At 71.9% G+C, this 15,773-nt stretch carries 7 protein-coding genes and 3 pseudogenes; 6 read left to right on the forward strand and 4 right to left on the reverse strand.

Annotation, left to right across the window (positions count from 1 at the left end; translation table 11 throughout):
- Positions 1-253 precede the first annotated feature (253 nt).
- The 4 genes and pseudogenes from HUV60_RS09325 (at position 254) to glgB (ending at position 8,247) form a co-directional block, all read left to right on the forward strand.
- A pseudogene (locus HUV60_RS09325) lies at positions 254-2,502 on the forward strand (alpha-1,4-glucan--maltose-1-phosphate maltosyltransferase).
- Positions 2,499-4,199, forward strand: a complete 1,701-nt coding sequence (treS, locus tag HUV60_RS09330; RefSeq protein WP_257847861.1) for a maltose alpha-D-glucosyltransferase — start codon at positions 2,499-2,501, stop codon at positions 4,197-4,199. The pseudogene HUV60_RS09325 and the gene treS overlap by 4 nt, the downstream one beginning before the upstream one ends.
- A gap of 95 nt (positions 4,200-4,294) precedes the next feature.
- Positions 4,295-5,752, forward strand: coding sequence for a maltokinase N-terminal cap-like domain-containing protein (locus HUV60_RS09335; protein ID WP_257847860.1), 1,458 nt, complete (start codon positions 4,295-4,297; stop codon positions 5,750-5,752).
- 32 nt (positions 5,753-5,784) lie between these two features.
- Positions 5,785-8,247, forward strand: coding sequence for a 1,4-alpha-glucan branching enzyme (glgB, locus tag HUV60_RS09340; RefSeq protein ID WP_257847859.1), 2,463 nt, complete (start codon positions 5,785-5,787; stop codon positions 8,245-8,247).
- Positions 8,248-8,275: 28 nt separating this feature from the next.
- Here the strand turns inward: glgB and HUV60_RS09345 are convergent, their stop codons facing one another.
- From HUV60_RS09345 to HUV60_RS09355, 4 genes and pseudogenes are all read right to left on the reverse strand, one after another.
- Positions 8,276-10,558, reverse strand: coding sequence for a HelD family protein (locus HUV60_RS09345; protein WP_257850113.1), 2,283 nt, complete (start codon positions 10,556-10,558; stop codon positions 8,276-8,278).
- Positions 10,559-10,665: 107 nt separating this feature from the next.
- Positions 10,666-10,899: pseudogene (locus HUV60_RS33865) on the reverse strand (thioredoxin family protein); the annotation flags it as partial.
- Entirely contained in the window at positions 10,896-11,336 is a 441-nt protein-coding gene (locus tag HUV60_RS09350; protein WP_257847858.1) for a MerR family transcriptional regulator, read from the reverse strand. The pseudogene HUV60_RS33865 and the gene HUV60_RS09350, both read right to left, overlap by 4 nt.
- Positions 11,337-11,497: 161 nt before the next feature.
- Positions 11,498-12,877 (reverse strand): annotated as a pseudogene (locus HUV60_RS09355) (cation:dicarboxylate symporter family transporter); the annotation flags it as partial.
- A gap of 167 nt (positions 12,878-13,044) precedes the next feature.
- Between HUV60_RS09355 and HUV60_RS09360 the strand changes: the two are divergent.
- Both HUV60_RS09360 and HUV60_RS09365 read left to right on the forward strand, forming a co-directional pair.
- Positions 13,045-14,691 (forward strand): sensor histidine kinase, encoded by a 1,647-nt coding sequence (locus tag HUV60_RS09360; RefSeq protein WP_257847857.1) that lies wholly within the window; start codon positions 13,045-13,047, stop codon positions 14,689-14,691.
- On the forward strand, positions 14,688-15,377 hold the full coding sequence (locus tag HUV60_RS09365; RefSeq protein WP_257847856.1) for a response regulator: 690 nt from the start codon (positions 14,688-14,690) through the stop codon (positions 15,375-15,377). Before HUV60_RS09360 ends, HUV60_RS09365 begins: the two co-directional genes overlap by 4 nt.
- Positions 15,378-15,773: the final 396 nt, after the last annotated feature.

Consider the following 15,773-nt stretch of genomic DNA (forward strand, 5'->3'; position numbering starts at 1 on the left):
CTCCGCCCCGCACGGCGAGGCCGGTCTTGTGTGTCGACATACGCGCGAGTAGTTAACAAAGTGCCGGATTGCTCACCCGAACAGAGTGGGAAGGCTCCTGCGGTACACCCCTCAGGAGCGCCGCCGTGCACCACGGGACATGACGGGGCATCACGGTACGTCACTCAGGATCGCGCAGGATCGCGCAAGACCACGCAGGACCCACCTCCCCACAGTCATCCGTCCACCCACGTTGACGCGGACAGGAGCGGTCATGCCCGCCAAGCACCCTTCGTCATCCCCTTCATCGCAGCCCGACACCGTAAGGACACCCTCGGCGCCCGGTTCCGGGACACCGGCGCGGCCGGGCCCCGGAACGGCCCCGAAGCCCGGCCCGCCACGGCCGTCCGCGAAGCGCGGTTCCGGAGCGTCTCCGGTGCGGCCGGGCGACGGGGGCACAGCTCCGTCGCCCTCCCCGACGCCGGTGCCGACGCCCGAGCCGTCCTCCCCCGGCTCCCCCGGCTCCACCGCCCCCGCCACCTCCGTGGGCCGTATCCCCGTCCTCGACGTCCGGCCGAAGGTCCGCGAGGGGCGCCGGCCGGCGAAGGCGGTCGTCGGGGAGTCGTTCGAGGTGTCGGCGACCGTGTTCCGCGAGGGGCACGACGCGGTGGCCGCCAGTGTCGTCCTGACCGACCCCGGGGGCCGGCGGGGGCCGTTCACGCCGATGCGGGAGCTGGCACCCGGCACCGACCGGTGGGGGGCGACCGTCACCGCAGGGGGGACGGGGCACTGGACGTACACCGTGGAGGCGTGGAGCGATCCGGTCGCCACCTGGCGGCACCACGCGCGGATCAAGATTCCGGCGGGTATGGACACCGGTCTGGTGCTGGAGGAGGGCGCCCGGCTGTACGAGAAGGCGGCGGCCGGGGTCCCGGAACCGGACCGCCGTGCCGTGCTCCTCGCCGCCGTGGACGCGCTGCGCGACGAGCGGCGTCCGGCGTCGTCCCGGCTGGCGGCGGGGTTGACGCCGGAGGTGGACGCGGTGCTGGCCCGCCACCCGCTGCGGGAGCTGGTCACCGGCAGTGAGCCACTGCCGCTGCTGGTGGAGCGCGAGCGCGCCCTGTTCGGCTCCTGGTACGAGTTCTTCCCCCGCTCCGAGGGCACCGCGGACGAACCGCACGGCACCTTCCGCACCGCAGCCCGCCGGCTGCCCGCGATCGCCGCGATGGGCTTCGACGTCGTCTACCTCCCCCCGATCCATCCCATCGGCACCACCTTCCGCAAGGGCCCCGACAACACCCTCGACGCCGGCCCCGGGGACGTCGGTGTCCCCTGGGCCATCGGCTCCCCCGAGGGCGGCCACGACAGCGTCCACCCCCGGCTGGGCACCCTCGAGGACTTCACCTGGTTCGTCGGACAGGCGGCCCGCCACGGACTCGAGATCGCCCTGGACTTCGCCCTCCAGTGCTCCCCGACCACCCCTGGGTCCACAAACACCCCCAGTGGTTCCACCACCGCCCCGACGGCACCATCGCCCACGCGGAGAACCCGCCGAAGAAGTACCAGGACATCTACCCGGTCGCCTTCGACGCGGACATGGACGGCCTGATCACCGAAACCTGCCGGGTGCTGCGGCACTGGATGGCAGCAGGGGTGCGGATCTTCCGCGTCGACAACCCGCACACCAAACCGGTGGTGTTCTGGGAACGGGTCATCGCCGACGTCAACCGCACCGACCCCGACGTCATCTTCCTGGCCGAGGCCTTCACCCGCCCCGCGATGATGCACACCCTCGCCGCCATCGGCTTCCAGCAGTCCTACACCTACTTCACCTGGCGCACCACCAAACAGGAACTGACCGACTACCTCACCGAACTCTCGCAGGACGCCGCCTCCTACATGCGGCCCAACTTCTTCACCAACACCCCCGACATCCTGCACGCCTACCTCCAGCACGGCGGCCGGCCCGCCTTCGAGGCCCGCGCCGTCCTCGCCGCCACCCTCTCCCCCGCCTGGGGCATCTACAGCGGCTACGAACTCTGCGAGAACACCCCCCTGCACGACGGCAGCGAGGAATACCTCCACTCCGAGAAGTACCAGCTCACCCCCCGCGACTGGGACACCGCCGAACAGACGGGCCGCACCATCACCCCCCTCATCACCCGCCTCAACACCATCCGGCGGGAGCACCCCTCACTGCGGGCGCTGCGAAACCTCCGCTTCCACCACACCGACAACGACGCGGTCATCGCGTACAGCAAACGCAGAGGACCGGATGCCGTGCTGGTGGTCGTCAATCTCGACCCCCACCACACCCAGGAGGCCACGGTCTCGTTGGACATGCCGCAACTCGGCCTGGACTGGCACGAGTCGGTACCGGTGCGCGACGAGCTCACCGGCGAGACCCATCACTGGGGCAGGGCCAACTACGTACGCCTGGAGCCGGGGCGGGCTCCCGCGCATGTCCTGCACGTCCAGCGACCGCCCGCCGCACAGCGAACCGGAGGGTCAGGAGCGTCATGACTGTCAACGAACCCGTACCGGACACCTTCGAGGACACCCCGGCGCAGGACCGCGACCCGGACTGGTTCAAACGAGCCGTCTTCTACGAGGTCCTCGTCCGCTCCTTCCAGGACAGCAACGGCGACGGCATCGGCGACCTGAAGGGGCTGACCGCCAAGCTCGACTATCTGCAGTGGCTCGGCGTCGACTGCCTCTGGCTGCCTCCCTTCTTCAAGTCGCCGCTGCGCGACGGCGGTTACGACGTCGCCGACTACACCGCCGTCCTGCCCGACTTCGGCGACCTCGCCGACTTCGTGGAGTTCGTGGACGCCGCCCACCAGCGGGGCATGCGCGTGATCATCGACTTCGTCATGAACCACACCAGCGACCAGCACCCGTGGTTCCAGGAGTCCCGCCGGAACCCGGACGGCCCCTACGGCGACTACTACGTGTGGGCGGAAGACGACAGACAGTACCAGGACGCGCGGATCATCTTCGTCGACACCGAGGCCTCCAACTGGACGTACGACCAGGTCCGCGGACAGTACTACTGGCACCGCTTCTTCTCGCACCAGCCGGACCTCAACTACGACAACCCGGCCGTGCAGGAAGAGATGATCTCCGCGCTGAAATTCTGGCTGGACCTGGGCATCGACGGTTTCCGGCTGGACGCGGTGCCGTACCTCTACCAGGAGGAAGGCACCAACTGCGAGAACCTGCCGGCCACACACACCTTCCTCAGGCAGGTACGCAAGGAGATCGACGCCCACTATCCGGACACCGTGGTCCTCGCCGAGGCGAACCAATGGCCGGAAGACGTGGTCGACTACTTCGGCGACTACGCCGTCGGCGGCGACGAATGCCACATGGCCTTCCACTTCCCGCTCATGCCCCGCATCTTCATGGCCGTACGCCGCGAGTCCCGCCACCCCGTCTCCGAGATCCTCGCCAAGACCCCCGCCATCCCCTCCGGCTGCCAGTGGGGCATCTTCCTGCGCAACCACGACGAGCTGACCCTGGAAATGGTCACCGACGAGGAACGCGACTACATGTGGGCCGAGTACGCCAAGGACCCCCGCATGCGCGCCAACATCGGCATCCGCCGCCGCCTCGCCCCGCTCCTGGACAACGACCGCAACCAGATCGAACTCTTCAACGCCCTGCTGCTGTCCCTGCCCGGCTCGCCGATCCTCTACTACGGCGACGAGATCGGCATGGGCGACAACATCTGGCTCGGCGACCGCGACGCCGTCCGCACCCCCATGCAGTGGACCCCCGACCGCAACGCCGGCTTCTCCTCCTGCGACCCCGGCCGCCTGTTCCTGCCCACCATCATGGACCCGGTCTACGGCTACCAGGTCACCAACGTCGAGGCATCCATGGCGTCGCCGTCCTCACTGCTGCACTGGACCCGCCGGATGATCGAGATCCGCAAGCAGAACCCCGCCTTCGGCCTCGGCACCTACACCGAACTCCCCTCCTCCAACCCCGCCGTCCTCGCCTTCCTCCGGGAGTACGAGGACGACCTGGTCCTCTGCGTCAACAACTTCTCCCGCTTCGCACAGCCCACCGAACTCGACCTGAGCGCCTTCGAGGGCCGCCATCCGGTCGAACTGTCCGGCGGGGTGCGCTTCCCGGCCGTGGGAGCACTGCCGTATCTGCTCACCCTCGGAGGGCACGGCTTCTACTGGTTCCGGCTGCGCGGGGACACCGCGTAGCACGCAGGGAACCCGGGGTGGGGCGGTTTCTCCTGCCCCGCCCGGGGCACGCATCAGTAACACCCCGACGATTCCGGGGAAAGGACGCGACTGAAATGTCGGAAGCCGTCATACGTACGGTCGCACCCCCGCCCGGCCTCCTTGTGTCGCTGGATCCACTGCTCAGGGAATGGCTGCCCCGACAGCGCTGGTTCGCGGGCAAGGGGCGGCCGGTCACCGGGTTCACCCTGATCGCGGCCACCGAGCTGCTGCCGCCCACCGCCCGGCTTGGCCTGTACCACCTGCTCGTCCGCGCCCACCAGCCCGACCCGTCCGTCCCACCCGGTTCGCCCGTCCCCGACGGCGGCACCGCCCACCCCGGTGACTGCTACCAGCTGCTGATCGGTGTGCGCGAGGCGCTGCCGCCCCGGCTGGCGAGCGCGCTGATCGGGCACGTGGGCGAGGGCCCGCTCGCCGGACGGACGGTCTACGAGGCCCTGCACGACACCCGGCCCGCCGAACTGCTCCTGGAGGCCCTGCGCACCCGGGCCCGGATCGGCGTCCTGCGCTTCGAGCGGGACCCGGGGCAGGAGATCCGGTCCGGTCTGGCGCCGCGCCTGATGACGGTCGAGCAGTCGAACTCGTCCGTCGTCTACGGGGACGAGTTCGTCCTGAAGCTGCTGCGCCGGATCGTGCCCGGGGTCAACCCCGATCTGGAGCTGCCGCTGGCGCTGGCCCGCGAGGGCTGCCCGCAGGTGCCGCCGCCCACGGCGTGGCTGGTCGCGGACCCCGACCCGGCCGTCCCCGGCGAACCGCATGTGCTGGGCGTGCTCCAGCCGTTCGTGCAGGGTGCGACGGACGGGTGGGAGCTGGCGCTGCGGGAGCTGGCCAAGGGGGAGGACTTCGTCGCCGAGGCGCGCGCGCTGGGGCGGGCCACCGCCGAGGTGCACACCGCGCTGGCCCGCGCGCTGCCCACGGTCACCCTGGGCCGCAGCCGGCTGCGGATCATGGTCGCCGGCATGGCCGAGCGGCTGGCGGCGGCCGTCCGGGCGGTGCCCGCGCTGCGGCCGTACGCGGCCGGTCTCGGCTCGGCGTACACCGCGCTGGACGGCCTGGCCGCCGAGGGGCGGACCTGGACCGCCCAGCGGGTGCACGGCGATCTGCATCTGGGCCAGTGCCTGCGGTCCCCGGCAGGGAACCCCTCTCCCGCTTTCGGCGGCGGGGGAGAGTGGTCGCTGATCGACTTCGAGGGGGAACCGGCCCGGCCGCTCGCCGAGCGGCGGATGCCGCAGCCCGTGGTCCGGGACGTGGCCGGCATGCTGCGGTCCTTCGACTACGCGGCCCGCTCCGCGGACCCGCCGCGGCCGGACTGGTCCGAGCACTGCAGGGCGGCCTACTGCTCCGGCTACGCGGAGGCGTCGGGCAGGGACCCGCGCACCGATCCCGTGATGCTGCGTGCGTACGAGACGGACAAGGCCGTCTACGAGGTGCTGTACGAGGCCCGGCACCGGCCTCAGTGGCTCCCGGTCCCGATGGCGGCGGTGCGCAGACTCGCCGGCACCGACCAGATCTGACCCGCCCGCCCTTCTCTCAGGAGGCCCCGTCCGTGACCCCCCGTCCCGAGTCCAGCGGTTCGCATCCGGAGCAGCCTGCCGAACAACGGCCCGCCGAGCCGCCGGCGTCCGCGCGGGGGAAGAAGCCCGCGGCAGCCGAGGAGACGTCCGGGAAGGGCGGCGCGAAGAAGGGCGCCGGGAAGAAGAGCACGGCGAAGAAGGGCGCTTCGAAGAAGGGCAGGGCGAAGAAGGCCAGGGCCGTGCGGGTGCCGGCCTCCGGCACCGACCCGGAGGCCGGCCGGCTCGCCCCGCCGGAGGCGGAGCTCGCGGTCTCCCCCGCTCTGGGCACCGCCGACCGGGAGCGGCTGCTGGACGGCACACACCACGCCCCGCACACGGTGCTGGGCGGGCATCCGGTGCCGGGCGGGGTCGCCTTCCGGGTCTTCAAGCCGTATGCCCTGGCCGTGACCGTGGTCTCCGGGGGCCTCACCGTCGAGCTGCACGACGACGGGAGCGGGTTCTTCTCGGCACTGCTGCCGCTGCGGGAGGTCCCGGCGTACCGGCTGCTCGTGGCCTACGAGGGGACGGTGCGGGAGGTCGAGGACGCGTACCGGCTGTTGCCCTCGCTCGGCGAACTCGATCTGCACCTGATCGGCGAGGGGCGGCACGAGGAGCTGTGGACGGCGCTCGGCGCGCACCCCATGACCCACCAGGGCGTCGTCGGCACCCGGTTCGCCGTGTGGGCGCCGAACGCGCGCGGGGTACGGGTGGCGGGCGGCTTCAACTTCTGGGACGGTACCGGGCACCCCATGCGGTCACTGGGCTCGTCCGGGGTGTGGGAGCTGTTCCTGCCGGGGGTCGGCGAGGGTGAGCTGTACAAGTTCGACATCACCCGGCCCGACGGTTCGAGGACCCTGCGCGCCGACCCGATGGCACGGCGTACGGAGGTCCCCCCGGCCACCTCGTCGATCGTCACGTCGTCGCGGTACGCGTGGGGGGATGCCGAGTGGCTGGAGCGCCGTGCCCAAGCGCCCGCGCACGAGGCGCCGCTCTCGGTGTACGAGGTCCACCTGCCCTCCTGGCGACCAGGCCTGACGTACCGTCAACTGGCGGACCAACTCCCCGCGTACGTGAAGGACCTGGGGTTCACGCACGTGGAGTTGATGCCGGTCGCCGAGCATCCCTTCGGCGGCTCCTGGGGCTATCAGGTCACCGGTTTCTACGCGCCCACGGCCCGTCTCGGCACCCCGGACGACTTCAGGTACCTGGTCGACGCCCTGCACCGGGCGGGGATCGGGGTGCTGACAGACTGGGTGCCGGCGCACTTCCCGCGTGACGAGTGGGCGCTGGCCGAGTTCGACGGCCGGCCCCTGTACGAGCACGCGGACCCGCTGCGGGCGGCCCATCCCGACTGGGGGACCCTGGAGTTCGACTTCGGGCGACGCGAGGTGCGCAACTTCCTGGTGGCCAACGCCGTGTACTGGTGCGAGGAGTTCCACATCGACGGGCTGCGCGTGGACGCCGTCGCCTCGATGCTGTACCTCGACTACTCGCGCGAGCCCGGACAGTGGCAGCCGAACGAGCGCGGCGGCCGGGAGAACCTGGACGCGGTGGCCTTCCTCCAGGAGATGAACGCGACGGTGTACCGCAGGGTGCCCGGCGTGGTGACGGTCGCGGAGGAGTCCACGGCCTGGGACGGCGTCACCCGGGCCACCCATCACGAGGGCCCGAGCGGTTTCGGCGGGCTCGGCTTCGGGCTGAAGTGGAACATGGGCTGGATGCACGACTCGCTGGAGTACATGAGCCACGAGCCGGTGCACCGCAGGTACCACCACCACGGGATGACGTTCTCGATGGTGTACGCCTACAGCGAGAACTACGTGCTGCCGATCTCGCACGACGAGGTCGTGCACGGCAAGCGGTCACTGGTCTCGAAGATGCCCGGCGACTGGTGGCAGCAGCGCGCCGGCCTGCGCGCCTACCTCGGCTTCATGTGGGCCCACCCCGGCAAGCAACTGCTGTTCATGGGACAGGAGTTCGCACAGGGCGCCGAGTGGTCCGAGCAGCACGGCCCGGACTGGTGGCTGCTGGACCCGGCGTACGGCGCCGAGGCCGACCACCGCGGGGTGCGCGACCTGGTGCGCGACCTGAACACCGTGTACGGGCACACCCCGGCGCTGTGGCAGCGGGACACCGAACCTGCCGGGTTCCGGTGGGTGGCCGGGGACGCGGCCGAGGACAACGTGCTCGCGTTCCTGCGGTACGACCGGGACGGCACCCCGCTGCTCGCGGTGTCCCACTTCGCCCCCGTGGTCCGGCACGACTACCTCGTCGGCGTCCCGGACGACGTGCCCGCCTGGCACGAGGTCCTGAACACCGACGCGGGCCGTTACGGCGGCGGGGACGTCGCCAACCCGGGCCCGGTCAAGCCGGAGCCGCAGGGGCGGCACGGCTTCCCGGCGAGCGTCCGGCTGGCCCTGCCGCCCCTGGCCACGGTCTGGCTGCGCCCGGCCTGACCGGTCCGGCCGTCGCCGGACCCTCCTGTCATGCCAGCGTGTCCGCCAGCGGTTTCGGCAGCGGCCCGGTGTGCAGGACGCCGAGCCGCTGGGTGGCGCGGGTCAGCGCCACGTACAGGTCGCTGGTGCCGTAGCGCCCCGGTTCGACCACGAGGACGGAGTCGAACTCCAGGCCCTTGGCCTGCCGCGGGTCGAGCAGCACGACCTCCTGCGTCAGGTCGGGCTCGGCGCCCGCCGTCGCCCCGTCGAGGCGGGCGGCCAGGGCGCGGTGCAGGTCGCGCGGGGCGATGACGGCGAGCCGGCCGCCCTGGGGCCCGCCGAAATCCGCGACGGCCTTGGCGACGGCACCGGGCAGGTCGTCGATGGCGCGGGCCCAGGGGCGCACGCCGGTGGAGCGGACCGAGCCGGGCGGCTCGAAGCCGGGGTGTTCGGCACGGACCACGGCCGCCGCGACGTCCATGATCTCGGCCGGGGTGCGGTAGTTGACGCCGAGCCGGGTGTGCTCCCAGCGGTCCTCCACGTACGGGGCGAGGATGTCCGCCCAGGAGCCGACCCCGGCCGCCTCCGCGGTCTGCGCCGGGTCGCCGACCAGGGTCATCGAGCGGGTCGGGCTGCGCCGCATCAGCAGCCGCCAGGCCATCGGCGACAGTTCCTGCGCCTCGTCGACGATGATGTGCCCGAACGCCCAGGTGCGGTCGGCGGCGGCCCGTTCGGCGGCGCTGCGGTGGTCCTCCTCCTCGTGCCGCTCGGCGAAGCGTTCGGCGTCGATGATGTCGTGCGCGGACAGCACCTCGGAGGATTCGGGGTCGTCGTCCTCCTTGTCGTCGAACTCGAAGGTCCGCGAGGCGTACGCCACGTCCAGGACGCCCTGGGCGTACGCGATCCGCGTCCGCCGCTCCCGGTCGGCCCGCTCGCGCACCCACCGTTCGTCCTCGCCGAGGAGTTCGGCGGCCTCGTCGAGCAGTGGCACGTCGGCGACGGTCCAGTGCCGGGTCACCGGGCGGCGTATCGCGGCGGCGTCCTGGGCCGGGAGGAAGTCCTCGGGTGCGGCGAGGAAGTCGGCGATCAGCCGCTGCGGGGTGATCCGGGGCCACAACTGGTCGACGGCGGACCACACGTCGGGGTTCTCGGCGAGTTCGTCGCGGATCTGGGTGATGTCGCTGGGGTCGAGCAGGTTGGTGCCGTCGTACGGGTCGGTGCCGATGCGTTCGGCGACCATGTCGGTGAGCGCGTTGAGGATGTGGCCCTCGAAGTACTCGCGGGACGCGTTGTGCGGCAGCTTGGCGGCACGGGTGCGTGCGCGGGCGACCCGCACCAGGCCGTCGTCCAGCATCAGGATCTCGCGGTCGTGCTCGATGGTGATCACCGGGTCGGGCAGCGCCTGCCGGCTGCGGACGACCTCGGTCAGGACGTCCGCCATATCGGCCCGGCCCTTCACCGCGGCGGCCTCGGGCGTGTCCGCCCGGGTGGCCTTCACGCCGGGGAACAGCTCGCCGACGGTCGCGAGGAGCACGCCGGTCTCGCCCAGGCTGGGCAGCACCTCGCCGATGTAGCCGAGGAACGCCGGGTTGGGGCCGACGATCAGCACGGCGCGGCGGGCCAGCAGCTCGCGGTGCTCGTAGAGGAGGTAGGCGGCGCGGTGCAGGGCGACGGCGGTCTTGCCGGTGCCCGGACCGCCCTCGACCACCAGGACACCGCGGTGCGGGGCACGGATGATGCGGTCCTGGTCCGCCTGGATGGTGCGGACGATGTCGCCCATGCGGCCCGTGCGCGCGGAGTCGAGCGCGGCGAGCAGCACGGCGTCGCCGGTCGGGTCCTCGTGGCCGGTACGGGTCTCGTCGCCGAGGTCGAGGATCTCGTCGTGCAGGGCGGTGACCGTGCGCCCCTCGGAGGTGATGTGCCGCCGGCGCCTCAGCCCCATCGGGGTGTGGCCGGTGGCCAGGTAGAAGGGGCGGGCGACGTCGGCGCGCCAGTCGACGAGGACGGGGGTGCGCTCGGCGTCGTCGGCGCGCAGGCCGATCCGGCCGATGTGGTGGGTGTCGCCCGAGGAGAGGTCGATCCGGCCGAAACACAGCGAACCGTCCACCGCGTTCAGCGCCGCGAGCAGCCCGGACCGCTCGGCGACGAGGACGTCCCGCTCCAGCCTGGCCTGCATGGGCGTGTTGCCCTGCCCGAGCGCGTCCGTGAGGGACACCTCGGTGTCACCGCGCAGGGCGTCCACGCGTGCGTACAGTCCGTCGATGAATTCCTGTTCCTGCCGGAATTCACGGTCCGGATATTCACTGTTTGACAATTCTGCCCCCACCCGGATACAATGTGTTCAATAAACTTCTGCGCAACTCGGTTCCACTGAAGTCGCGAGTCAACGAATATACGCAGAGGAAACCCCCCGGGCGCAATTACCCGCACGAACGCCGGCGTCGACAGCGCCTTGTACGCGTGGGTGGTGTCCGGGTTGGCGTCCACGTTCAGCTGGACGACCTTCGGCCGCCCGCTCTCCTCGGCGGCCGGCGCGCCCAGCACCGGTGCCATCTGCCGGCACGGCGAGCACCAGTCGGCGGTGAACTCCACCAGCACCGGCAGCGACGATTCGATCACCTCCGCCGCGAAGTCCGCGTCGGTCACTTCCCTCACGTCTTTCGCCCCGCTCACCTGTGCCCTCCCCGTTCGCGCACCGGTTCCGGGCCTCCCGAAACCGCGGCGTCGGCCGCCGGTTCGTCGCGTGCCCTCTCCGCCCGTGCCCTCTCCGCCCGTGCCAACTGCTCCCCGACGCTCGCCCGTACGGCCCGCAGCTCGCCGATGAGCGCGTCGAGTTCGCCCAGCTCGCGCCGGTAGACCGCGAGCGAGGCGGAGCACGCGTCGCCCTTCGGGTGTCCGGCCCGCAGACACCCCACGAAGGGCCGGGTCTCCTCCCGCTCGAACCCGAAGTCCTGCAGCGTCCGGATCTGCCGCAGCAGCTTCAGGTCGCTCTCCTCGTGCGTCCGGTGGTTGTTGCCCGTACGCCGTGCGGGCAGCGGTCCCCGTGATTCGTGGTACCGCAGCGTCCGCGTGGTGGTCCCGGCGCGTGCGGCCGGCCCGCCGATTCGCATACCGGTGAACGCAAGCCCTGACGTCGGCGTCAGGGCAAGACGGGACGGAACGGAAGAGGGCCGATCGGTCGGGCTCACGGGGGAGGTAGTCCGGCCACCCGGCGGCGGGGGGGAGCACTGGGGCGCCGGCCCCTGTGCGGCAGGCAGCGGCCTGTGGGCCAGGCCGTGGCGAGTTCCTTCTCGCCGCCCGGTGCGGGGGGGGGCCGGCAGGGCCGTCGTTGCCGTGCTCGTCGAGCAGGGTGGCCTCGCCGAAGGGGAGGCTGCCGGAGAGGACCTGTCCGACCCGCTCCTCGTCGATCTCCTTGGTCCAGGTGCCGATCAGCACCGTGGCGACCGCGTTTCCCGCGAAGTTGGTCGGGGCGCGGGCCTCGCTCATCAGGCGGTCGATGCCGACGATGAGACCGGTGCCGTCCACCAGGGCCGGCTTGTGCGACTGCAGACCACCGGCCGGCGTCGCGAGGCCGGGACCGGAGACACCGGCGGCACCCTTGGAGGCGGACCAGCAGGAAGAGCAGCAGCGGGATCTGCTCGCCGATCGACATCGGCGTACCCAGGGCGTCGGCGATGAACAGCGAGGCCATGGTCATGCAGATCATGGTGCCGTCGAGGTTGAAGGAGTAGCCGGTGGGGACGGTGATGCCGACGACCGGCCTGCTGACGCCCAGGTGCTCCCTCTTCGCGATGAGCCGCGGCAGCGCCGACTCGGACGAGGAAGTGGACAGGATCAGCAGGAACTCACGGCCCGGGTACTTGAACAGCGACCAGACGTCCAGCCCCGCGACGATCCGCACCAGCGCGCCGAGCACCACGAAGGTGAAGAGCACACAGGTGATGCAGAAGCCGAGCATCAGCACCGCGAGGCTCTTCAGCGCGTCCACGCCCGAGGCTCCGGTGACGGCGGCCATGGCACCGAAGGCACCGACCGGGGCAGCCCACATGATCATGGCGAGGACCCGGAAGACCAGCCGCTGGATGTGCTCGATGCCGCGCAGGACCGGCTGGCCGGCCCTGCCCATGGCCTGCAGCGCGAACCCGCACAGCAGGGCGACCAGCAGGGTCTGCAGGACCTCGCCCTGGGTGAAGGCGGACACGATCGTGGTGGGGATGATGCCGAGCAGGAAGTCGGTGGTGGACTTGGCCTCCGCGTCGACCTGGGCCTGGCCCGTCTCCTTGACCGCGTCGGTGACCGCGAGCCCTGTTCCCGGGTCCAGGATGTTGCCGACGACCAGGCCGGTGCCGAGCGCGACCAGCGACATCACCAGGAAGTAGCCCATGGCGATACCGCCGGCGGCGCCCTTGGCGGCCTTTCGCACGGAGCCGATGCCCAGCACGATGGTGCAGAAGATGATCGGCGAGATCATCATCTTGATCAGGTTCACGAACCCGGTGCCGATCGGCTTCAGCCCGACCGCGAAGCCGGGTGCCGACAGACCGACGGCGATACCGAGGGCGACCGCGATGATCACCGCGATGTGGAGATAGTGCGTGCGGTCCCGCTTCGCTCGGGGAGCGGCAGGTGCCGTATCGGCTGTGCTGGTCACGGCGGCCTCCTTGACGACGTCGTCGGCATCACCGGCGTGCGGCTCACGTCCGGGGGATGGGAGTGGGGGTCGGGGGTGGGGACTGCCGTGACTATGTCCTGCCTTGTGAGCCCGGTCACCCTTACGTTCATTGAGTTCGCGCCCGCACGGGGATGCACACTGACGGGATGCGCATCGCCCTTCCGAAACCCCGCAGCCTCGCGGCCCAGCTCTTCGCCATGCAGGCGGTGCTGATAGCGGTGCTCGTGGTGGGCTACGCGTTGTTCAGCTACGTCGGCGACCGCAGCCAGGCGGAGGAGGCGGCGGGCCGCCAGGCCACGGCGGTGGCCCTGTCCGTCGCGGACTCGCCCTCGGTGCGGGAGTCGACCCGCACGGCCGACCCCTCGGCGACGCTCCAGCCGTACGCGCTGGCGGTGGTGCGTGACACCGACATCGGCTTCGTCACGATCATGAACCCGCGGGGCATCCGCTGGACCCATCCCGACCCGGACCAGATCGGCCTGTCGTTCCGCGGCCACACCGCCGCCGCCCTCGAGGGTCACACCTTCACCGAGACGTACACCGGCACCCTCGGCCCGTCCGTCCGCGCGGTCACCCCGATCCTGGACGGCGACCGGATCGTCGGCCTGGTCAGCGCGGGGATCCAGGTCGAGGAGATCAGCCAGCGCGCGCAGGGCCAGCTGACCGCCCTGCTCACGGCCGCGGCCGCCGCCCTGGGGCTCGGCGCGGTCGGCACGTACGTGATCAACGCCCGGCTGCGCCGACACACCCACGGGATGAACGCCTCCGAGCTCAGCCGTATGCACGACTACCATCAGGCCGCGCTGCACGCCGTGCGCGAGGGGCTTCTGATGCTGGACGGGCAGTACAGGGTGGCGTTGCTCAACGACGGCGGCCGGGAGCTGCTGGGCGTGGGGCCGAAGGAGGACGTGGTGGGCAGGTCGGTCGCTGAACTCAGTCTTCCGGCACCGTTGACGGGCGCGCTGCTCGCCTCTGCGCCCCGGGTCGACGAGGTGCACCTGACGGCGGACCGGGTGCTGGTGGTGAACACCTCGCCGGTGTCCGGCGGTGAGCGGCGCGGAACCGTGGTGACCCTGCGCGACGTGACCGAGCTCCAGTCGCTGATGGGTGAACTGGACTCGGAGCGCTGCTTCACGCAGGCGCTGCGCTCGCAGGCGCACGAGGCGGCGAACCGGCTGCACACCGTCGTCTCGCTGATCGAGCTGGGCCGGGCCGAGGATGCGGTGGACTTCGCGACCGCCGAGCTGGAACTGGCCCAGGCGCTCACCGACCAGGTGGTGGCGGCGGTGGGCGAACCGGTCCTCGCGGCGCTGCTGCTGGGCAAGACCGCCCAGGCCAACGAGCGGGGTGTGGAGCTGGTGGTCACCCCGGACAGCCGGCTGGACGACGGGCTGCTGCCGGACACCCTGCCGGCCCGGGACCTGGTCACCATCCTGGGCAACCTGATCGACAACGCGGTGGACGCCGCGCTGGGCGGCATGAATCCCCGGGTGACGGCCACCGCCTTCACCGACGCCGGCGCGGAGCTGATCCTGCGGGTGTCCGACACCGGTCCGGGCGTGGACCCGGACCACACCGAGGCCGTCTTCCAGCGGGGCTTCACGACCAAGCCGTCCGGGCCGGACGGCCGGGGGCTGGGCCTGGCGCTGGTACGGCAGGCGGTGAGCCGCCACGGCGGCACGCTGACGGTGACGTCGGCACAGGACGGCGGCGCCCGCTTCGAGGCACGCCTCCCGCTGCGGGCTCCGACGGCCGGCGCCGGCACCGGCCGTGCCTCCGGAGTCACGGCATGACCGGCGCGCGGCCCATCCGTGTCCTGGTGGTGGAGGACGACCCCGTCGCCGCCGACGCCCACGTGATGTACGTCGGCCGGGTTCCGGGGTTCGTCGCCGTCGGCAAGGCGGAGACGGGTGCCGTGGCACGCCGGGTGCTGGAGCGCGCCCCCGTCGACCTGCTCCTCCTCGACCTGCACCTGCCCGACGTGCACGGGCTCCAGCTGGCCCGTTCCCTCCGGGCTGCCGGGCACCACGCGGACGTCGTCGCGGTGACCTCGGCGCGGGACCTGGCAGTGGTGCGCGAGGGCGTGTCCCTCGGCGTCGTCCAGTACGTGCTGAAACCGTTCACCTTCGCGACGCTGCGGGACCGTCTGGTGCGGTACGCCGAGTTCCGGGCGTCGGTGGGCGAGGCCGGCGGCCAGGACGAGGTGGACCGCGCGCTGGCCGCCCTGCGCGCTCCCGGACCGGCCGCCCTGCCCAAGGGCCTGAGCGCGCCCACCCTGGAACGCGTGACCCTGGCCCTGCGCGACGCCGACGAGGGTCTGACGGCCAGCGGCGTCGCGGAGGCCGTCGGCATCTCCCGCATCACGGCCCGCCGCTACCTGGAACACCTGGTCGACGCGGGCCGCGCGGCCCGCCGCCCCCAGTACGGCACCGTGGGCCGGCCGGAGCTGCAGTACCGGTGGATGGCGTCCCCCTCCTGAGCCGAGGGCAGGAGGAAACCGGAACGTGCGGCCCGCGCGCCCGCGCGGCCCGGTGTCCGTGGTGGCGGTGCTGCGCATGGGGTTCGTCGACCGGGTGGTCGGCTGCGGGGCGTAGGAGGCCACCACCGAGGTCACCCGGTTGGCCGTACGCCGCGCCGGCCGTCCCGCGGCGGGGCTCCGCGCCACCGCGAAGAGGGCGGGGCACGGGCGCGGCAGGGCCGGCAGTCCGTCGGCCCTGCCGCGCCCGTGGTGAGCGGGAACTCGCCCGGATGCCGCGTGCCTCCACCGGCCCGGTGGCGCCGTGCCACGCCCCGCACCGGGCGTTCACCCGCAAGGAGGCGGTACCGCCCGATCGGGCCGCTGGGGAGGCGGCGACGGCCGTCCGGACGAGGGCGG

The organism is Streptomyces sp. KMM 9044 (genome assembly GCF_024701375.2).
Taxonomy (GTDB): domain Bacteria; phylum Actinomycetota; class Actinomycetes; order Streptomycetales; family Streptomycetaceae; genus Streptomyces.